The sequence below is a fragment of the Robertkochia aurantiaca genome (assembly GCF_020166495.1).
GTDB lineage: Bacteria > Bacteroidota > Bacteroidia > Flavobacteriales > Flavobacteriaceae > Robertkochia > Robertkochia aurantiaca.
Genome location: NZ_JAINZS010000004.1, coordinates 64163 through 85172, shown reverse-complemented (window position 1 = coordinate 85172; position 21010 = coordinate 64163). Strand labels below are relative to the sequence as shown.

The following is a 21010-nucleotide window of genomic DNA, read 5'->3' as shown; positions in this document are numbered from 1 at the left end:
AACCTTGATCAGACTTCACGACAAACTGTTTGAGCCGTTTATAGCCGCTTCTGAGATCGAAGAGGCCGTCGGGCGCATGGTTGAAGAGGTTAAGGCCGATTTTAAAGATGAGACTCCCATATTTATCTGTGTGCTGAACGGGGCTTTTATGTTCGCTTCCGATTTTCTCAAGCGATACGATCAGCCTTGCGAGGTCAGCTTTGTGAAGCTCAGTTCTTACCGTGGGTTTTCTTCCACCGGAATAGTGGAAACCTTGCTTGATCCACCCGAAGATATCGAAGGGAAAAGCGTGATCATACTCGAAGATATAATCGATACCGGTAACACGGTGAAGGAGTTGGTAGCCATGTTTTCTGAGTTTAAGGTGAAGCAGTTTAAGATCGCTTCGATGTTTTATAAACCCGATGTTTATAGTGGGGAATATAATATCGATTATGTGGGGATCAAGATACCGAATCGGTTTATCGTAGGTTATGGTCTGGATTATGATGAATTGGGAAGAAATTTACCAGAAGTTTATCAAATAAAAGAAAAGGATATGATCAATTTAGTACTGTTCGGGAAGCCGGGTGCAGGAAAAGGAACACAGGCTAACTTTCTCAAGGAGAAGTATAATCTTAAGCATATTTCAACCGGAGATGTTTTTCGTTACAATATTAAAAACGGAACCGAACTGGGTACATTGGCGAAATCATACATCGATAAGGGAGAGCTCGTTCCCGATGAGGTGACTATTAAAATGCTTAATGCTGAGGTTGAGAATTCAACAGAGGCAGAAGGCTTTATCTTTGACGGTTTCCCACGAACCAAAGCTCAGGCCAAAGCCCTTGATGACCTGATGGAGTCTAAAGGAATGAAGATTCACGCTACCATCGCTCTTGAAGCCGATGACGAAGTGCTTATCGAACGACTGCTTGAGCGCGGGAAAGTAAGCGGAAGAAGCGATGATCAGGACAAGGAAAAGATCAAGAAGCGTTTTGCTGAATACAACGAGAAAACAGCTCCTGTTCTTTCTTACTACGAAGAGCAGGGAAAACTGCACCGCGTAAACGGGGTTGGAGAGATCGAAGATATTACGAAACGCCTTACAGGGGTGATCGACTCCATACATCAGAATCAGAGTGTCTGAGACAGCGCTCTGACCATAAATCTTAAATAAGAAGTAATGACGGAAGGGAATTTTGTAGATTATGTGAAACTTCATATATCCTCAGGTAATGGCGGTAAAGGCTCGTCTCACCTGCACAGGGAAAAATATGTCGCGAAAGGCGGTCCTGACGGTGGAGACGGCGGTCGTGGAGGTCACGTGATCATCAGGGGGAATAAGAACCTGTGGACTCTTTTCCACTTCAAATTTAAGAAGCATTTTAAGGCCGGACACGGAGAGCACGGCGGAAGCAACCGCAGTACAGGAGCCGATGGCACTGATGCTGTAATGGAAGTGCCGTTGGGTACCGTTGTAAAAGATACCGATACCGGTGAGGTCCTCTTTGAGATTACAGAAGACGGGCAGGAAAAGGTGGTGCTTGAAGGAGGAATGGGAGGAAGAGGAAACTGGCATTTTAAGTCTTCGACCAATCAGACTCCCCGATATGCACAACCGGGTATTCCCGGACAGGAGCGCGATATCACGCTCGAACTGAAAGTGCTGGCCGACGTAGGTCTGGTTGGCTTTCCCAACGCCGGAAAATCCACACTTCTGTCTGTCATAACTTCTGCCAAGCCTAAGATAGCTGATTACGAATTCACTACTCTGAAACCGAATCTGGGTATTGTTCAATACCGTGATTTTCAGTCATTTGTCATGGCTGATATTCCGGGGATCATTGAGGGTGCTGCAGAAGGAAAAGGCCTTGGGCATTACTTTCTGAGGCATATAGAGCGAAATGCGACCCTGTTATTTCTCATACCTGCCGATAGTAAGGATATTGCTGAAGAGTACGAAGTTTTACTTAATGAACTTCGAAAATATAATCCGGAATTACTGGATAAAGATCGCCTTATAGCCATTTCGAAAGCCGATATGCTGGATGAAGAACTGAAGGCTGAAATGCGTATTGAACTGGATAAAGCATTTGGTGATACAGAGTATATGTTTATTTCTTCGGTAGCTCAAATGAATATTCAAGAGCTGAAAGACAGGCTCTGGAAGATCATTGACAGGCAGGAACCTGATCCTGTTTCTACCGGGTCGACCGACTCCTGACATACCCTTTTAAAACCGGTTTTAATTCCCTACATTTAAATGTATGAGAAAGATGTGGGTTATTGGTATTCTGCTTTTAGCGGCATGTAGTTCGGTAAAGGTGAATTATGATTACGACAGGGATGCTGATTATGCAGCGTATTCGTCCTTTGGGTACTTTCCACAGATGGTTACCGGTTTGAGTCCGCTAAATGAGAAGCGGCTACTAAATATTCTTGCTGAAAAAATGGAGTCTAAAGGTTTTAATAGAAGTGAGACTCCAGATCTGTATGTCAATATTTATTCCCGTATTTATGCCAAGCCACAGAGCAGCAGTATTTCCATCGGCATGGGAGGTACAGGGGGTAATGTGGGAGGAGGTCTTGGAATGGCCGTTCCTGTAGGAGGTGACTATTCAGAAAGGAGAGAGATCGTTTTCGATGTTGTCGATGTGAAAAAAGATGAACTTATCTGGCAGGCGGTATCTGAAACGGCCTATAAAGAGAGTACTACTCCCTTAAAGCGGGAAGAGAAACTCCAGAAAGTGGTAGATCAGGTGTTTTCCAACTTCCCTCCTGAAAGGAAGTAGCTGAAAATACCGGCCATGACTACGCTGCGGTCTGTCCTTTTTCTGATGTGCTTTTTGTATATTCATTAAAATGTAATACCGTGATGAACCTGCACCGAATCTTTTGCTTTATTCTTTGTTACTCTGCACTTTGTTCGGGTTTATGGGCCCAGGCAGACCGTAGGCCGGAAATCGACTCTTTACTTCTCAGTCAGGATTACGACCGCGCAAGGCAGAAACTTCTTCAATGGCATAAAAATGACAGCACGGAGTTTACCATGAGGGAATTGGGAGACTTCTATGCCACCATTGACCAATGGGAAAAATCTCAGGAATATTATGAAATACTGGTTGAAGAGCACCCCCTGAATGCAGAATATCAATATCGGTTGGGGGGTATAATGGCCATGATTGCCATGCAGAATAAGCTAAAGGCGCTTCCCCTAATAAGCAGGATCGAAGACCGGTTCAAAAGGGCTGCAGCTCTGGATCCAAAGCACAGAGACAGCAGGTGGGCCTTGATAGAATATTACCTGAAAGTACCGGGAGTATTGGGCGGTAGCTATAATAAGGCATACGAGGTGGCAGATGGTCTCGGTGATATTTCAGAAATTGAAGAATGGCTTGCCAGGGGATATATAGAAGAATACCGCAATAATGAACAGAAGGCAGAAGAGTTATATAAGACGGCCATGGAGTATAGGGAGACGGTAGGGGAGAACTATCCCAGAGTCAATGTGCATTATCAGCTTGGGAAGATCGCATCGAGATATCAGACGGAGCTGGATGCAGGGATCTGGCATTTGAATGCTTTCAAAGACAGATATGAACCGGGAAGTCGGGTTAAGCTCAAATGGGTTTACTATCACCTGGCCCGGATATACCGGCATAAAGGACAGGAAGGTATCGCGGCAAAATATATTGACATGGCCCTTGCCGAAGACCCTGATTTTGCTGAAGCTACTGCCGAAAAGGAGCTGTTGGCGCGTTGAATATTTCTTACCTTTGACCTCAGTAATCTTAAAGTTATTTTCGTGAATATCCATTTTATCGCAATAGGCGGAAGTGCCATGCATAATCTTGCCATTGCCCTCTCGGAGAAAGGGTACAGCATAAGCGGGAGCGACGATGTTATTTTTGAACCTTCAAAAACCCGGTTGGAAGCGAAAGGTCTGTTGCCCGATGAGTTCGGGTGGTTTCCCGAAAAGATCACTGAAGATCTTGACGCCGTGATACTGGGTATGCATGCCAAACCAGATAATCCTGAATTACAAAAGGCCCAGCAGTTAGGCCTGAAGATATATTCCTACCCGGAGTTTATTTATGAGCAATCTAAAGATAAAACCCGCGTGGTGATCGGTGGAAGTCATGGGAAAACCACCATTACCTCAATGATACTTCACGTTTTGAAATATCATGATATTTCGGTCGATTATATGGTAGGAGCTCAACTGGAGGGTTTTGATACCATGGTACGCCTTACCGATGAAAATGATTTTATTGTTCTTGAGGGTGACGAATACCTGTCATCTCCTGTTGACAGACGACCAAAATTTCATCTTTATAAACCAAATATCGCGCTCCTTAGTGGTATCGCCTGGGATCATATAAACGTGTTCCCGACCTTTGAAAATTATGTGGAACAATTCAGACTTTTCGCAGATACCATAGTAGAAGGGGGAAGCCTGACCTATAATGCAGAAGATGAGGTCTTGAAAGACCTGGTAAATGATGTAGAGAATCCAATTCGAAAAATACCTTATTACACCCATGAATTTACCGTTGAAGACGGCGTTACTTTAATAGAGACACCCGAAGGGGAAATGCCTGTCGAGGTTTTTGGAAGGCATAACCTGAATAATCTTTCAGGAGCAAAATGGATTTGTCAGCATATGGGCGTTGATGAGGAAGATTTCTATGAGGCGATCGCTTCATTTAAAGGAGCTTCAAAAAGACTGGAAGTTCTTGCAGAATCAGATGACGCAGCTGTTTTCAAAGATTTTGCGCATGCTCCCAGTAAGGTTAAGGCTACTACTACAGCAGTAAAAGAGCAGTATCCGGAAAGAAAATTGATCGCGTGTCTGGAGCTCCATACCTATAGTAGTCTGAACGCTGAATTTATAGACCAATACGCCGGTTCGCTTGATAGTGCAGATGAAGCCCTTGTATTCTTTTCACCGGAGGCACTGAAGATTAAAAAACTGGAAAAACTAACCGAAGAACAGATCAGCAAGGCTTTTCGACGCAAAGACCTGAAGGTGTTTACCGATCCGGAAAAACTTCGTTCCTACCTGTACGGCCTTGATTTTCAAAACAGCTCCCTGTTGTTGATGAGCAGCGGAGATTATGGGGGGCTTGATTTCAATAGGCTTGAGAATGCTATCGCCTGAAGGTAGATATAGCTAAACGCCGAACTGGGTGAGATGGTGGTCAAGATGTTTGTATTGCATCTTGCCCCACTGTTCCTTGTTGAAATGACCAAACACCGGATGAGGTGGCCATTCCTCTTTATCCTTTCGGTGGTGAAAATCAGTGATGTTCTGTAGTAGCAGGAATTTTTCGTGCTCGAAGTCCTTTTCCTCTCTTACCTTGAATTCGGGAAGAGTAGGCAGGCTTTTTTGCCAGGGCGAATCATTGTAAAGTTTTGATTTAAATAACTTCGCTACTGTTTTTTGTATCCATCCGGGCGGTTCGACCTCCTGTTTTTCCAGAGCGATCTTCAGAGGCGCCTGACAATGATGCAGCATTTGCGAAACGCTCATTTTCCCCCACTTTGCTTCGGTGTCAGGGGATAATTTTTCGATGCGATCAAGAATTTCCTGGTAATGGGTATTATTGAAAAGAGATTTCACGTGTCTGGCTTTATTAGCATTCAAAATACAACATTATTTCGAATGTTTACTATATTTAGTCTATGAAAGAAAAACCCTCATCTTTTTCGATTAAAAACTGGAATATAGATGATCGGCCTCGTGAGAAGCTCCTTCAGAAAGGGAAAGCAGCTCTCAGTGATGCTGAATTGATCGCTATTCTCTTAAGCAGCGGAAGTCGATCGGAGAGTGCGGTGCAATTATCAAAACGTATACTCGCATCTGCCAGCAATAATTTACAGGAACTCGGTCGTTTGAGCATTGCTCAACTGATGCAGTTTCATGGTGTGGGAGAAGCGAAGGCGGTTGCCATTACGGCTGCCCTGGAACTGGGGCGAAGAAGAGGGAACGGAGTTGAACTTGAGAGGCATCGTATCGTAAACAGCGAATCGGCTTACCTCTGTTTTCTTCCTGGTATGGCAGATCTCGCTCATGAAGAGTTCTGGATCATGTATCTCAATAATTCGAATAAGGTTATAACCCTTACTCAGCTCAGCAAGGGAGGTATCACCGGTACGCTGGTAGATGTACGTCTGGCTTTGAAGAAGGCCCTTGAGATAAATGCCACGGCCATGATACTCGGTCATAATCATCCTTCGGGTACCTTGGTGCCAAGTGAGACCGATAAGCAATTGACCAGCAAGATGAAACGGGCAGCTGAAAGCATAGATATCAAATTATTAGATCATCTTATTGTGACTGAAAAAAACTACTTTAGCTTTGCAGATGAAGGATTGATTTGATATGCTATTAGTTTACACCTATAAAATAACTCCCAGACTGACCTATATCATGAAGCACGTATTCAATACGATGCTGCAGATCGAGGTTGAGCTAACCACCAAGGTTGAAGACTTCATAGCACATGAGGGCCCCAAGATCACCTATACCAAACAGCCTTTACAAAATGAATTCTTTATAAAAAGCCATGAGTTACTATTTGAACAAGGCATCTCTGATCATGAGATCGGTATTCAGATATGGGATGACGTTCCGGCTTTTTTTGCCACCTCAGAGAAAAGTGCCATTCCCTTTGATGTGTTTGCCGCTTCGTTTTATTTAATAAGCCGTTATGAAGAATACCTGCCCCATGTAAAAGACGAACACGGTCGCTTTCCGGTAAAGGAAAGTCTGGCTTTTAAAAATGAGTTCCTTCAAAAGCCGGTAGTTGATATCTGGGTGCAGAAGCTTAAGGAGGCGCTGCAGGAAAAGTTTCCTGATATCACTTTCGGGAACCGTGAATTTCAGCAGACTATGATCATAGATATACCTGTTATTTATCGATATAAAAAAAGAGGTATCATCAGAACGCTGGGAGGCAGTGCCGTCGATCTGACCGGTCTGAAGTTCAGAAATCTGTTACGTCGATTTCTTACGCTGACGGGTTTCAGGCAGGACCCTTTTGATGTATTCGACGAATTAACGAGCTTACACCGTAACAGCAAGGTTCCGGCCATATTCTTCTTCCTTATCGGAGATTATGCCACATATGATAAAAGCATTTCCTATCATAACAAGAATTTCAGAGCTAAGGTAAAAGAGGTGGCTGATTACAGCATTGTTTCACTTATGGCCTCCTACCAGTCTTTTAAAGATACCAGGCGGCTGAAGATGGAGCGAAAGCGTCTTATAAATTTTATCAACAGGCCTGTAAAGCGTATTCGCCATCGTTTTAACAGGATTAATATACCAGACACTTACCGCAAATCAGTGGAGGCAGAGTTCAATGAAGATTACACGATGGGGTATTCTTATGAGGCGGGTTTCAGGGCGGGAACCTGTACGCCATTCTACTTTTATGATATCAGTTTTGAAGAGTTATTGCCCATAAGAGTGAATCCTTTTTGTGTACAATATACTGCCCTCTACAAGTTCGTTAATTTTAAAAAGGCACTTGGCACCATCGAAAAATGCAAAGCCGAAGTTCAAAAGGTGAATGGGCATTTTAATATGGTGTTCTCGAATGAAGTGCTGCATTTTGATGAGCCCAATAAATGGACAGACCTTTATAAAAAACTTATTTCAGAGGAAGTATGATCAAAGAAAGGGGAAAGGTAACCGATGTGTTTTTCGATCTTGACCACACCTTGTGGGATTTCGAACGGAATTCGGCACTGACCTTTGCCCGTATTCTTCCTGAGAACGCGATTGAGCTGGAATTAGAGATTTTTCTCAGGGAATATGTTCCTGCTAATCTGAAGTTCTGGAGAATGTTTCGCGAGGATCGTATCACCAAGGATGAACTGCGTCATATAAGACTGAAGACCGTATTTGATAAACTTAATTATAAGATCGATAACCGGAAGATCAAAAAAATTGCCAACGACTACTTAACGTATTTACCGACTTTTAATCATCTTTTTTCAGATGCTGAAGAGATTTTAAATTATCTTAAAGAAACCTATCGGCTGCATATAATAACCAATGGTTTTGCCGCCGTACAGAAAGGTAAACTGATCAATTCAGGAATCGATCATTTCTTTGATATAGTGGTGAATTCTGAGATGGCCGGAGTTAAAAAACCGAATCCCTACATCTTTCATCTCGCGCTCAAAAAGGCAGCTGTAAGGCCCGAAAGTGCCGTGATGATCGGGGACAGTCTCGAAGCTGATGTTCTCGGCGCCTTATCGGTCGGAATGCAAGCAGTTTACTACAATTCAAAAAATGAAACAGCCCCGGACGGAATTATAGAAATTAAACGCCTGACCGACATTAAAACCATCCTCTGAAGCAATAGGGGAATCATATTTGCGTTTAATTAATATAATGAAAATGAGTATGTTGAGGGTGTTTTTGGGGTGTTTTGTATTGGCTCTTATTTGTGGTTCATGCACAGAGGAGTTAGACTTCGACCAGGTTGATGATTTTAGATACGAGCCTGTAATTGAGCTAAGTTTGGCTTATTATGATTACCTGGCAGCTGATTTCGGAGAAGATGATTTGGGAGGCAGAACGGTGTATGTCGATTCGACAACTGCAGACCTGTTCTCCCAGGAATTTTTTGATGATAACCTGAAAGAAGCAGAGTTTTTTCTCAGATACACCAATACAATACCCAGAAGCTTTACCACCCAAATCGATTTTTATAACTCGAATAACGAAGTGGTCTACACCATTCCGGTGAGCATTCCCCCTTATAACGGAACTCCGGTGGTGGTAACCGCAACGGCATATTTTGATGAATCGAATATCTACCTGCTTAAAGAAACAAACCTGGTGACGGCAGAAATAGTTCTGGAGGCGGGAAGCCCGGTACTGACCCCCCAGTCTGAAGGAAGCCTGCTCTTTGAGTCCAGTGGTACCTATTATATGAGATTTAATGATTAAGAGTTGCGCCATTACGCTTACCAGTCTCTTTCTGTGGGTAGGATCCTATGCACAGAACAAGCAGCTCCTGTATAATTTTCGTGAAATTCCACAAAGCTTGCTCGTTAATCCCGGTGGTAAAGTGCTACAGAAGGGTTTTCTGGGCTTTCCCCTTTTATCGGGGGTATATGTGCAGTCAGGCACAAGTGGTTTTACAGTGTATGATATTTTCGCTGATGACGGAAGGGATTTTACGCAAAAGGTAGAAGAGGTTATCTATCGCCTGAACAGCAGTGATGTCATAGAAGTAAATCAGCAACTGGAATTGATCTACCTTGGGTTTCGCCCCGAAGATTACCGGTCGAACCGCTTTTACTCTATGGGGATCTACCAGGAATTGAATGCCTATAATTATTTTCCACAGGATATCGCCTTGTTGGCTTATGAAGGTAATGCCGGGAATGTGAACCGGGTATATGACCTGGGCCATCTTAATGCCCAGGGGGAAGTACTTACCACTTTTCATTTTGGTATTAATTTTAAGGAAAGCGAAGATTTTAGCTGGGGTTTCCGGGGTAAATTCTATTCGAGCATGATCAATTTCTCTACTGCAAACAACAAGGGTGATTTTGTGAGTGTACCGGGTGAAAACAATATTTATTCGCATAATGTGGTTGCCGACATGGCGCTAAGAACCTCGGGCTATGCCTCAATCAGAGATGATTCTCCCGGTACCGGGCGGTTGCTTTCCAGGGCTCTTTTCAGCGGGAATTACGGACTTGGACTTGATCTGGGTTTGACCTATACGCCAACAGAGGCCTGGACCTATACAGCCAGTATACAGGATATCGGGATGATTTTGCACACAACAGATATTGAATCTTACCGATTGAACGGTGCCTATCAGTTAGAGGGAATCGAATTCGAGTTCGGTGAAGCGACAGACGATGATTTTCTGGATGATTATTGGGAGCAGATCAAAGAGGACCTGGAGGAACAATTGCCATTAGACACCATATCACAAAACTATGTCAGCTGGAGACCTGTTAAATTTAATGCTGCCATGATGCATAATTTCGGCAATATGCTCTATCGAAAGAAGAAATGCGGCTGTAAAATAGAGGATACGGGTTATGAGAATTCAGTTGGAGTACAATTATATGCGATAAAGAGACCAAGAGGTATCAATACGGCCCTTACGGCTTTTTATTACAGACGGGTTTTCGATTTTTTGAGAATGAAACTGAGTTATACAGCCGATAAGTATACAAAGACGAATTTAGGCCTTGGGGTTTCCACACATTTTTCTAATTTTAACTTCTACTTGCTGGCCGATAATTTCTTGGAGTATGGAAATATTTCAGACGCCAATTACGCTTCGGTTCAATTGGGACTAAATTTCATTTTACCTGACCGGTCTTATCGATAATGTTATGAAAAAATATACGCATTTACTTCTTTTATTCTTGTTTGTCAATCTTATAAACGCCCAGGAAACTAAGCCACTGAACGCTTATCGTTATGTCGTTGTGCCCGTAAAGTACGAATGGCAGAAAGACGCGAACCAATACCGCTTTAATACCTATGTGAAGTATAAGTTTGAAAATGCAGGATTTGATGTTTACTACAGTGATACGCGGCCTGACGAACTGATAGAAAACCCTTGTATGGGTCTGCGTGCTGAGGTTGAAAATGTTTCAGGGATGTTGACCACCAAGCTTTTATTGCGTCTTATCAATTGTAAAAATCAAATGGTTTTTATCTCTGAGGAAGGCAGCACCAAGATAAAAGAATATGAACCGGCATACCGGGAGGCTTTCGATAAGGCTTTTAAAGATATAAAAAAGCTTAACTACCAATATGATCCTGATTTGGCACTCGAATTGAGTTCCGGTCAGAAAAGGGGAGAAGAATTGTCTACCCCACAAGGGTCGGCAGAGATCATGAAGGAACAGGCTACTGTAGAGATCATGTCAACGAAAACCGGTGAACAGATCATGAAAGATACTGAGTTGCCCGATCCGGATATCTTGTATGCCCAGAAATTAGCCGACGGGTATCAATTGGTAGATACCAGACCGAAATTGGTATTCAAGCTCAGGAAGACCTCAGATCCCGAACGTTTTATTATTACCAATTACAGTGGGATGTTTTATAAGGAAGGTGAATACTGGGTGGCTGAATATTATAAAGATGGACAATTAGTCAAAGAAACATGGAAGGTGGAGTTTTAATACCCGTACTTGTCCTTCCACCTTTTTTTCAGAAATTCCCGCTGTGACTGTTCTCTGCTGTTGGCGCCCGGATCAAAAAAGCGTGTTCCTGAAATGGATTCGGGAAGGTACTCCTGATCTGCAAAATTCATCTCGTAATCATGGGAGTACTTGTAAGAGTCTCCGTACCCAAGGTCTTTCATCAATTTTGTAGGAGCATTTCTCAGGTGTAAGGGAACCGGAAGGTCACCTTGCTGCCTGACCATACTGATCGCTTTGTTGATGGCCATGTAACTGGCATTGCTTTTGGGTGATGTTGCGAGATACACTGCACACTGGCTGAGAATGATGCGGGCTTCCGGATAACCAATTGTTGTTACCGCCTGAAAGGCATTATTGGCGATTACCAGGGCGGTAGGATTAGCATTACCGATATCTTCAGATGCCAGTATCAACATCCTGCGGGCGATAAATTTCACATCTTCACCACCTTCGATCATTCTGGCCAGCCAATACACCGCTGCATTGGGATCACTGCCCCTGATCGATTTTATAAAAGCCGAAATGATATCGTAGTGTTGTTCGCCGGTTTTATCATAACGTGTAGTGAATTCCTGTACCTGCGACATTACCATGGCATTGGTAATCTCTATATTCTCGGTCTCTGAGGCGTTAACCAGTAATTCAAATATATTAAGGAGTTTGCGGGCATCTCCTCCTGAAAATCGCATGAGGGCTTCTGTTTCCTTTAGTACGATCTGTTTTTTAGCAAGTTCGGGGTCGACCTTTATGGCGCGTTCCAGTAATTGGAGCAGTTCTTCCTTGCCGAAAGGCTCCAGCGTGTAGACCTGGCATCGGGAGAGTAAAGCAGGGATGACCTCAAAACTGGGGTTTTCAGTCGTCGCTCCAATAAGGGTGACCCACCCTTTTTCTACGGCACCTAAAAGAGAGTCTTGTTGTGATTTACTGAAACGATGAATCTCGTCTATAAATAAAATAGGATTTTTGGTGGTAAAAAGTCCCTCGCTTTTTTTGGCTTTTTCGATGACCTCTCGCACATCTTTAACTCCACTGTTAATAGCGCTTAGCACGAAAAATGGTCTTCCGCTTTCTTCGGCGATGATCTGTGCCAGGGTGGTTTTTCCTGTTCCCGGTGGGCCCCATAGGATCAGAGAAGGAATTATTCCTTTCTTGATCTGCCGGGTCAGACTGCCTTCCGGTCCGACCAGGTGTTGCTGACTTAGATAGTCTTCGAGTATTTTAGGGCGTACACGCTCTGCTAAAGGTTTGCTCATGATTCAAAAATACGAACTCTCAGCGAATACGTTTTTATATCCCGGGTGTTTTGCAGGGATCAGGAAAACGGTTATTTTAGGAATTGATTATCAATATCCGGGAGATGAAACAGGAAAGGGAGTTGGAATTCAGCCTGCTGGTGGTTATTTATCCACTGTTTTTCGCCATAATCATATGGTCGGTATACTGGATGGAATTGCTGACCGGAGAAGATCTTACACGTTTGGGAATCATGCCGCGAAAGCTATCGGGTGTCCCGGGGATTATATTGAGCCCTTTTATTCATAGTTCCCTCGAGCATTTATGGAATAATACGCTGCCACTTATCATTTTGAGCAGCGCGCTTTTTTATTTTTATCGCAAAATCAGCTGGAAGGTGCTGATCTATGGGTTGCTTATAAGCGGGATGTTAACCTGGCTTATCGGGAGGCAGGCCTATCATATTGGAGCAAGTGGAATGATCTACACCCTGGTGAGTTTTATTTTCTTTAAGGGTATCATGGCGGGGAATTATCGCCTTATAGCACTTTCCTTACTGGTAGTGTTCTTATACGGAAGTATGATTTGGTACGTAATTCCAGTCAATGATGAGATATCCTGGGAGGGGCATTTAAGCGGAGCCCTTGCCGGCTTATTTCTGGCCTTTGTTTACCGCACGCAGGTGCTTCAACCTTACAGATACCAATGGGAACGGGAAGATTATAACGAAGAATCAGATCCCTTTCTGCAGCAATTCGATGAAGACGGGAATTTCATAGGAACCGGTGAAGGAGAAAAGTCAGACGATGACAATATTGCCAAACCCAAAGGCCATTTACGCATCAAATATCATTACCGGGAAAAAGAGGATTGAATTCCGGTATTATAAGTGTCTGTTATGAGTCGCTGTACCTCCGTTGTCTGATACATTCATAGAGAAATGCCCCACAGGCAACAGATACATTCAATGAGCCGATACTTCCGCTCATGGGTAGTTGCAATTTCTGATCAACAAGTTTCAATACTGAAGCAGAAACACCTTTCTCTTCAGAGCCCATGATTATGGCTGTGGGGATGCTGAGATCGCATTCATACAGCGTCTTCTCTGTCTTTTCTGTAGCAGCCACCACCTGTATACCGGAACCCTGTAAATAGAACATAGCATCTTTGATGTGATCGACCTTCACGATTGGAACCTTGAAGATCGCTCCGGCTGAAGTCTTGACGGTATCTGCTGTAATGGGAGCGCTGCCTTTCTTTGGAATAATAATTCCATGTACCCCTGTACAAGCCGCAGTACGGATAATAGCGCCCAGGTTTCTGACATCAGAGAGTTGATCGAGCAATAGGAACAAGGGTGTTTCACCCGATTCGGTCACCGAAAGCACCAGATCTTCAAGAGAATGAAAGTCTACCGGAGATAATGAGGCAATGACGCCCTGGTGATTCTTCTTGGTGAAACGGTTTAACTTTTCCACGGGAACCACAGCTGCCTGGATTTCATTTTCTCTGATCTTGTCTCTCAATTCATCGATCAGATTTCCCTGGAGCCCTTTTTGAATAAAGATCTTATCAATGGTTTTGCCTGCATCGATGGCTTCTATAACGGTTCTGATGCCGAATATCTGAGTGGTATCTTTCATATGACAAAAGTATAAAAAAACCACCTCTGGAAGAGGTGGTCTTGTAATCAATATGAACTTATCGGTTACATGTTCATGTTTCGGAACAATCCGATCAGTTCTTGCTCTTCTTTTAAGCTATATCCTTTTTCTTTCAGGATGGTTTTTACCTCCTGTTTTTCTTCTTCGCTTAGCATTTTCAGAAACTTTCTGTCTCTGGAAGGGATCTCATCAATACGATTTACGCCGTCTTTCTGAAAATAATATTCTGTGAAATGCGTGAATCGGTTGGGTGTGGCTGCTACAAAAGAGTTCTGGGCAGGCGAACCTTCAGAAAACTTTACCTTGATTCTCTTATACAGATCATAGGTATCTCCGTCATAAAGCTTGATTAGATATCCGTTTAGGGTATTGTCTTTTTGATCTGTGAAGGTTTTAAAAGACATATCCTTTCCCTCAACTTTGATAGTGATCTTCTTGTCGGTCTGAAGTGCCTGAACAGGCTCTTCTTCGCTCCCGGTCTTTTTTAATTCCACTTCCTGGTTAAGGGCGTTATATCTGTAGAAGAAATCTCCCATTTTCTCATCTTCGTAATAAATCTCGGTAGGTATGAAATTATTGTTGGTATAGGGTGAGCCTGCAAAATCGTCAGACTTATAATCAAACTTTTTAGCTGTAGGATCTGAATCTCTCACGAGGGTGGCTATGGCTGCAGCACTGGCATTAGACTGTCCCCCGGCACCGGAACCTCCGGTTGCAAGTGCCTGACCGGCGTATTGTGCGTTGGCGACTCCTCCTGTTAAAAGGGTTATAAATAAGGTTGTTAAAAATGTTCTCATTGATTGCTATGTTTTTGATTTACAAATATTAAGGTTTTTTTATTTTATGGGCAAATATCGGGCCGTTATTCTGGGCCGCCAGCAGGTAGTCGTCGTTATTGACCGAAAACAGGGTCATTGATTTTATATTTCCGTTGAGGTACAATCCCGACTCCGCATGTGATATCGCCTGGTACCCATCTTTTCCATTCGATAACAGTACAATTCCTGATAAGGCATCCAGTCGGGGGGTTTCCACTTCGGTTTCATAAATATTACCTCCCAGGATAGCATCTTCAAAGCCATCGCCGTTGAGATCTGTGAATACAGCTGCCATAATGGGTATTAATTGCGCCTCGACCGGTAGTTCCACTTTTTTAAATGTTCCATCCCCATTGTTCAGCAATAATACCGAATGGAATTCTGTTACCTCGGCCTTGTAGGAAGACTCCAGTTTATCACCGTAGATATCGATAAGCTTCGCATTGGCAAATTCGTTATAGGTCTCAAATTTTTCTTTGATAAAAGGCATTTGTTGCGAAGAACACTCTCTGCCCCTGACCGGGACATACTCATCTTTGTATTTTTTGCTCAATACGATGTCATTACTTCCGTTATCATCAAAATCTGTTGCAAAAACTTTGAAAGGCTTTTCTTCAGATGCCTTGAATTTGATATTCATTCCCACATTACCAACCAGGTAATCGGGCATTCCGTCATTATTAACATCGGTTTCCTGAACCGAGTACCACCAGCCTCGTTCTTTTGGAATTCCTTCTTTCTGAACTTTTTTAAAGGTACCTCCCCGGTTTTCAAAGAAGCCTATTTCAGTCCATTCACCAACGGCAATAAAGTCGGTTGTTCCATCATTGTTGAAATCGGTCAATTGAAGATCGTTGATAATACCAAAATTCAACAATTCGGGAGCAATGCTTTCTGTAACCTCCTCCAGAACACCGTTGTTATTTTGATATACGATGGCAGGGGAGGGCTGCGGATAATGTCTTGGCCTGATGCGATTACCCACTATCAGGTCGCTGTCTCCGTCGTTGTCAATATCTGTAGCCAGTACAGCTTTTCCGCTGTGTCTGCGTTCGTTCAATTCCTGGCTGACCCAACGGGTGTATTTTTGGTTGCCGTCATTCAGGTATATACGATCTGCGTACCATTCAGAATTTTCTTCAAATTCATTTCCTCCTGAGACTATGTAGATATCGAGATCTCCGTCTCCTTCAAGGTCAAAAAATGCAGCTTCCATGTCTTCGTAATTCCGGTCATCATCAAAGGCGGGCTGATCTGTTTTAATATAGGTGTCATCTTCCCTGATAAAAAGACTTGCTGCCTGTCCTGAGGCACCTCCTATAAACAGGTCTTCGTCTCCGTCTCCATCGACGTCATGTCGGCTGATGACAGGTCCGATATTGGACTGTTTGTAAGGAAGTAGAATTTCTTGTTCGAAATCGTCATAATCGTTTTCCTTATGGGTATATACCAGGCCCAACGATGTAGCCGGAATGTTTTCAAAATAGGCTTCTTCTGTTAATTCAGGAGCTGCGGGCTTAGTTGCATCTTTTTCAGAGACATTCACCACCGTATTGATTTGGGGTTCTGAAATCAGGTTTTTCATACCCGATGGCCATTCTACAACGATAGAATCTATTTGGGAGATATTTCCCAAGCCAAAGTGGGCAACCGGTTCCTGGGCAGAACGGTAGCCTCTTACCCGTTTTACCTCATTATACTGATGTTGGCCGCCGGCATAGAGACTGACCTTTGGGAAAGATTCAGATATTTTGCCTTCCGGCTTGACGCGAATGAAATTGGCCCTTTTCTTTTCCGATGTATTATTGCGGTAGACAAAGGCTTCTTCGTCCATATTGTTAATGACAATGTCAAGGTCACCATCATTATCGAGGTCACCTACCACGGCTCCGTTACTGAAGGTGGCTTCTTCCAGTCCCCATACCTCGTTCACGTTTTCGAAATGCAGGTCTTTTTCATTTCTGAAAATCAAATTCGGCAGTTTCTCAGAGGGGATACTTTCATAAAGTTGCTGTTTTACCTCCAGGGGCACATTGCCATTGTACTTTTTCTGGGTTTCAAATACCCGGCGCTGGGTATCGTTATCGAGGGCATAACGACGGTAACCATTAGTGACGAATATATCTTTGAGGGTATTGTTATCGAGGTCAGACATCAATACAGACCAGCTCCAGTCAGTACTTGCGGTCTTGGTCACCTGGGCTATATTATCAAACCGGTTATTGCCCTGGTTCAGCTGGAGGGAATTGTACATGTACTGATACTGAAAATCTGCTGTATTAACCAGAAAGTCAAAGCGGTCGGTGCTCATCGAAGCCATCAGGGTTTTTGATCTTACATGGTCGTTGGCCGCCATATCAAGTACATAGATGTCTTCCCGGGCATCGTTATTGATGTCTGCGATATCGATACCCATGCCATAAAAGGAAATCTGATTGGTATAGTTCTTTATTTCATCGGTAAAGCCTCCTTTCTGGTTGTTGATGTATAAGGCATCCGGCAGGTAATAGTCACTGGCGGCATAGATATCGGGCCAGCTGTCATTATTGATGTCTGAAACGGTAAGGCCAAGACCGAAAAATGGCCGCAATAATCCGGCTTCTTCTGTAGAATCCACAAACTTGCCGTTGTTATTTACATAGAAGCGGCAGGTGTTAAATTGAAGTGCTTCCGGCTGTTCTTTCAGGACACTGTAGAGGCCGAGGGGATCGAGTCCGTATAATTCATTTTCGTTTAGAATGAAACAGTCGAGATCGCCGTCTTTGTCGTGATCAAAGAAGACTGCCTGGGTGCTGATTCCCATATCTGCAAGACCGTAGGATTCGGCCATTTCTGTAAAAGTGTTGTCTTTGTTATTGATGAAGAGCAGGTTTTTACGCTGCAGACGTTTGTGAGGGCCACCCTGAGTTACATAGATGTCGATATAGCCGTCCTGGTTGATATCGGCAAAGGTGACCCCGTTTGACCATATCTTTCCGGTATTTATACCTGCTTTTTCAGTGATGTCTTCAAAAACCATATTGCCTTTATTCAAATAAAGGCGGTTTTTAACCTGGTTGCCTGCGAAGAAAAGGTCTGGTAAGCCGTCATTATTGATATCTGCCATCCCCACGCCTGCACCGTTATAAAAATAGTCGTAGTTAAACAGGTTTTCAAGGGTGGAAAGATTGGCAGTGATTTCATTGGAGAAATCGATACCGGTCTCTTCGGGTGTTAAACGGTCATATATTTTTTCATCGGTAATTACCGGATCGTATTCAGGTTTATTTACGGTAGCGGCTTCCTTGTTATTGCAGGAAATCAAGAGAATTGCCAACAGCGGTAAAGTTGATTTAAGCGTTTTATACATAGTGAAGAATGTAGGGTTCTTAAACGGCTTCAATATAAAAAAGATAGGCCTGAGTTGAAAGCTTAAAATGCAAAATCGAAACAGGATTATAAAAGAAAAGCCCGGTCATAGACCGGGCCTTTCCAAGCTTAATCAAATTGAGATTACAAGTTGTCAGGACAGTAGTCCAGAAGCTGTATATCTGCTGGCGGATTAGGTCCGAGATCAAGTACTTCATTTCCATTGGCAGAGATCACCTGGAAGGTTACCTCTGAATCCCATGCACCTGAACGGTAAACGATAGCGATAACTGCAGCTCCGTCAGGAACGGTAAAGGTTTCTGTGGCAGCATCTCCGTCGGCAAGGGTGTAAGAGGTCGTTTCACCATCGATGGTTACATCAAGTGAAGCTCCGTTCCATCCGTCTCCGTATGAATCCTGAAGTTCGATAGTCCAGGTTCCGGGAGTTGGTGTGCTTGGAGGGCAAGCCAACAGTGCGGTGTACTGGAAAGGAGAACTAAAGAAAGATCCTGTGATGGTATTGGTGTTATCTTCAAAAGAGAATCTTCTTCCGTCAGACAATACCAATTCAAAGCGGATTCTGAATTCGTCGGTACCGTTAATAGCATCCTGAGATACTCCGGTTGCCGATAACATCTGTCCAAGAGTAATATCGTAGCTGAACCTTGGCAAGCCAAAGGGTCCTGTTTCAAACGAATCACTGGAAATGGTTTCAACGAAGGCTTCTTCGCTGTTGCCAGGACCATCAGATGATGTTTGGTCTACATAGCGAGCATAAACTTCAACCTCTTCAACGAGGTCTCCGTCTTGTTGATCCTGAACTTCGAAAGTGGCAGAAAACGCCCCGTCAGGATTGTCGGTCAGGATCACATTTTCAGTGATCTCAATGGTTCTTAAAACAGCTCCCCGGGTGGTATTTTCGGTAACGAAATCTACCACAGCATCCCCGTCATCACAACTGGTGAACAACAACGGAAGACCGGCCAGTGCTGCTAAAATTTTATATTTTGTTCTCATGTACTATTTTTTAGAGTTTTAATTCTTACTTAGATGCATTTGCATTCTCGTTCTTCCTTAGTTAGCAGGAGGGAAAGCCGGGCTGGCCGGGTTGTTGTCCCAGAATACCTGTTGCGTAAGGTCTTGCTTCTGTGTAAGGTTCGGGTTGGTGATCACCTCGTTTTGTGGGTACAGGAACGATCTTGGGAATGGTCCCGGATTAGCCTCCCAGTTAGGTAACAAGGTAGTCGGGAATCCCGTTTGCCTGTAATAGTTGTAGGCATCCTGCGCACCACCGTAGAGGGTGATGAAATACTGCTCTGCGAAGATGTTCATTTTAGCATCCCCGGCAGCAGCGGTATAATCAGCAACAACACCATCAATGTATGCAGTTACATCAGCCTCGGTAGGAGCAACAGAAAGATCTGCATCTGGATCTAATGACCCGAATGTCTGAACTTTCGCAATAGACTCTTCCAGACCTGCTCTCAGGAATCCGGCTTTTTCAGCATCTGAACCTGCCATACGGCCTTTCCAGAACTCTACGTAAGATGAAAGGATGATCGGATGAATTCCGGCACCACCGCCACCTTCTCCAAGTCCAACAGTACCGAAGTCACTGTCATCAAACTTACCGGCAGCGGGATAAACCCCAACGGCAGTTCTCAGGAAGTTATCAGGAGGTGTTCCTTCGTTGTTTCCATGTGAACGACCCCAGTAACCTTCACCAACAGCACAGTAAGTGAAGTTGCCATCAATATAGTGTTGAGGTGGCGTTGCCAGTGAACAGGCAAGGGTCTCTTCGTTCGGCTCAGCATCTGCACCTGGCGTAGCTGACACCTGACGGTAGAAATAATAACGACGTCTTGGATCATCTTTCTCCAGCATGGTCTCCATCAACCAGTTTGACTGATAGATGTTCGCTCCTGAAGGAGTGTAATCATCTGCATAGTCAGGGTGACGGGTATCAGGCTGTAACGCACTGCTTCCGTAGTTGAACTGGAAATCATCTGCAGCAGTGTCAATGTACTCTCCGCCGGCTATAATAGAGTTGAAAGCTGCTGAATTACCGGTGGTAACGTAAGCTTTCAGTCTGATGGTGTTCACCAGTTTGATCCACTTATCGGTATCTCCGCCGTAGAAAAAGTCTTCAGCACCCTGAGTAGCAGGAGAAGCTGCAAACAGCGCTTCTGCTTTGTCAAGAAGCCCAAGAGCACCTTCGTAAACGGTGGCTCCGTCGTCGAGCATTGGGGCTGGGAATTCATCTGCCATGTTGGCCTGGGTGAAAACCGCCTCACCAAGGTAATCTACCAAAAGCAACAGCATATGCGCCTTCAGGGTTTCACCTACTGCAATGTGGAAGGAATAATCCACATCAGACTCTTCGTTAATGGCTTCAAGAGCCGAAACGTTCGAATAGATTCCGACATCAACACCTGAACCCGGAATGTTGAACTCACTACTGTATGTTCTCGCCCAGGAGTTGCTGAACGTCTGGCCGGGATAGTTGTTAAAGTAGTTCCGACCGAACATATAATCGATACGGGTAACCTCTGCACCTATGTCACTGATCTCTTCGAGATTCGAGACGTATGCCAGCTGAATCGAGTTCAGCAGGAGGTTGGGGTCTGCCTGATCTGCTGCCAGGTCATTCGGACTCACAAGGAGCTCCATTTCTGTTGTTTCACAGGCTGTCAAAAGGCCGCCTGCTGCTAAAACAACGGTTAAATATTTATATAGTTTCTTCATAATATATATGATATATTT

The 21010-nt window shown here is 43.9% G+C and carries 19 protein-coding genes; 12 read left to right on the top strand and 7 right to left on the bottom strand.

Annotation, left to right across the window (positions count from 1 at the left end; translation table 11 throughout):
* Positions 1 to 4 precede the first annotated feature (4 nt).
* The 5 genes from K7R10_RS06135 (at position 5) to K7R10_RS06115 (ending at position 5143) form a co-directional block, all read left to right on the top strand.
* A complete protein-coding gene (locus K7R10_RS06135) occupies positions 5 to 1129 on the top strand; it encodes an adenylate kinase (RefSeq protein ID WP_224483806.1) in 1125 nt (374 codons plus the stop codon).
* A 36-nt stretch (positions 1130 to 1165) separates the two neighbouring features.
* Positions 1166 to 2206, top strand: coding sequence for a GTPase ObgE (gene obgE / locus K7R10_RS06130; RefSeq protein ID WP_224483805.1), 1041 nt, complete (start codon positions 1166 to 1168; stop codon positions 2204 to 2206).
* Positions 2207 to 2249: 43 nt separating this feature from the next.
* Positions 2250 to 2774 carry a DUF4136 domain-containing protein gene (locus K7R10_RS06125; protein ID WP_224483804.1) on the top strand — a complete coding sequence of 175 codons (525 nt, stop codon included), beginning with the start codon at positions 2250 to 2252 and terminating at the stop codon, positions 2772 to 2774.
* 83 nt (positions 2775 to 2857) lie between these two features.
* Positions 2858 to 3745, top strand: a complete 888-nt coding sequence (locus tag K7R10_RS06120; protein ID WP_224483803.1) for a tetratricopeptide repeat protein — start codon at positions 2858 to 2860, stop codon at positions 3743 to 3745.
* A gap of 42 nt (positions 3746 to 3787) precedes the next feature.
* Positions 3788 to 5143 carry a UDP-N-acetylmuramate--L-alanine ligase gene (locus K7R10_RS06115; protein WP_224483802.1) on the top strand — a complete coding sequence of 452 codons (1356 nt, stop codon included), beginning with the start codon at positions 3788 to 3790 and terminating at the stop codon, positions 5141 to 5143.
* Positions 5144 to 5155: 12 nt separating this feature from the next.
* On the opposite strand, the gene K7R10_RS06110 is transcribed toward K7R10_RS06115, so the two are convergent.
* Positions 5156 to 5605, bottom strand: a complete 450-nt coding sequence (locus tag K7R10_RS06110) for a DUF1569 domain-containing protein (RefSeq protein ID WP_224483801.1) — start codon at positions 5603 to 5605, stop codon at positions 5156 to 5158.
* A gap of 62 nt (positions 5606 to 5667) precedes the next feature.
* Between K7R10_RS06110 and radC the strand changes: the two genes are divergently transcribed.
* The 6 genes from radC to K7R10_RS06080 are packed head-to-tail and all read left to right on the top strand — an operon-like array spanning position 5668 to position 11163.
* Positions 5668 to 6366 (top strand): RadC family protein, encoded by a 699-nt coding sequence (gene radC, locus K7R10_RS06105; protein WP_224483800.1) that lies wholly within the window; start codon positions 5668 to 5670, stop codon positions 6364 to 6366.
* Position 6367: 1 nt separating this feature from the next.
* The gene (locus tag K7R10_RS06100; RefSeq protein WP_224483799.1) at positions 6368 to 7660 is read left to right on the top strand and encodes a DUF7033 domain-containing protein; all 1293 of its coding nucleotides are present in this window, start codon (positions 6368 to 6370) and stop codon (positions 7658 to 7660) included.
* Positions 7657 to 8352 (top strand): YjjG family noncanonical pyrimidine nucleotidase, encoded by a 696-nt coding sequence (locus tag K7R10_RS06095; RefSeq protein WP_224483798.1) that lies wholly within the window; start codon positions 7657 to 7659, stop codon positions 8350 to 8352. The genes K7R10_RS06100 and K7R10_RS06095 overlap by 4 nt, the downstream gene beginning before the upstream one ends.
* Positions 8353 to 8395: 43 nt before the next feature.
* A complete protein-coding gene (locus K7R10_RS06090) occupies positions 8396 to 8950 on the top strand; it encodes a hypothetical protein (protein WP_224483797.1) in 555 nt (184 codons plus the stop codon).
* Positions 8943 to 10358, top strand: coding sequence for a DUF5723 family protein (locus K7R10_RS06085; RefSeq protein WP_224483796.1), 1416 nt, complete (start codon positions 8943 to 8945; stop codon positions 10356 to 10358). The genes K7R10_RS06090 and K7R10_RS06085 overlap by 8 nt, the downstream gene beginning before the upstream one ends.
* A gap of 4 nt (positions 10359 to 10362) precedes the next feature.
* Positions 10363 to 11163, top strand: coding sequence for a hypothetical protein (locus tag K7R10_RS06080; protein ID WP_224483795.1), 801 nt, complete (start codon positions 10363 to 10365; stop codon positions 11161 to 11163).
* Here the strand turns inward: K7R10_RS06080 and K7R10_RS06075 are convergent.
* Complete coding sequence (locus tag K7R10_RS06075; protein ID WP_224483794.1) at positions 11160 to 12437, bottom strand: replication-associated recombination protein A; 1278 nt, start codon at positions 12435 to 12437, stop codon at positions 11160 to 11162. The two genes, K7R10_RS06080 and K7R10_RS06075, sit on opposite strands and share 4 nt — an antisense overlap.
* A gap of 104 nt (positions 12438 to 12541) precedes the next feature.
* Here K7R10_RS06075 and K7R10_RS06070 point away from each other — a divergent pair, with 104 nt between their 5' ends.
* Complete coding sequence (locus K7R10_RS06070) at positions 12542 to 13291, top strand: rhomboid family intramembrane serine protease (protein ID WP_224483793.1); 750 nt, start codon at positions 12542 to 12544, stop codon at positions 13289 to 13291.
* Between the two features lie 22 nt (positions 13292 to 13313).
* Here the strand turns inward: K7R10_RS06070 and rlmB are convergent, their stop codons facing one another.
* The 5 genes from rlmB to K7R10_RS06045 form a co-directional block, all read right to left on the bottom strand.
* Positions 13314 to 14060 carry a 23S rRNA (guanosine(2251)-2'-O)-methyltransferase RlmB gene (gene rlmB / locus K7R10_RS06065; RefSeq protein WP_224483792.1) on the bottom strand — a complete coding sequence of 249 codons (747 nt, stop codon included), beginning with the start codon at positions 14058 to 14060 and terminating at the stop codon, positions 13314 to 13316.
* 65 nt (positions 14061 to 14125) lie between these two features.
* On the bottom strand, positions 14126 to 14878 hold the full coding sequence (locus K7R10_RS06060; protein ID WP_224483791.1) for a hypothetical protein: 753 nt from the start codon (positions 14876 to 14878) through the stop codon (positions 14126 to 14128).
* 28 nt (positions 14879 to 14906) lie between these two features.
* A complete protein-coding gene (locus tag K7R10_RS06055) occupies positions 14907 to 18215 on the bottom strand; it encodes a VCBS repeat-containing protein (protein WP_224483790.1) in 3309 nt (1102 codons plus the stop codon).
* A 176-nt stretch (positions 18216 to 18391) separates the two neighbouring features.
* Positions 18392 to 19264 (bottom strand): hypothetical protein, encoded by an 873-nt coding sequence (locus tag K7R10_RS06050; protein ID WP_224483789.1) that lies wholly within the window; start codon positions 19262 to 19264, stop codon positions 18392 to 18394.
* Positions 19265 to 19321: 57 nt separating this feature from the next.
* Positions 19322 to 20992 carry a SusD/RagB family nutrient-binding outer membrane lipoprotein gene (locus tag K7R10_RS06045; protein ID WP_224483788.1) on the bottom strand — a complete coding sequence of 557 codons (1671 nt, stop codon included), beginning with the start codon at positions 20990 to 20992 and terminating at the stop codon, positions 19322 to 19324.
* Positions 20993 to 21010 lie beyond the last annotated feature (18 nt).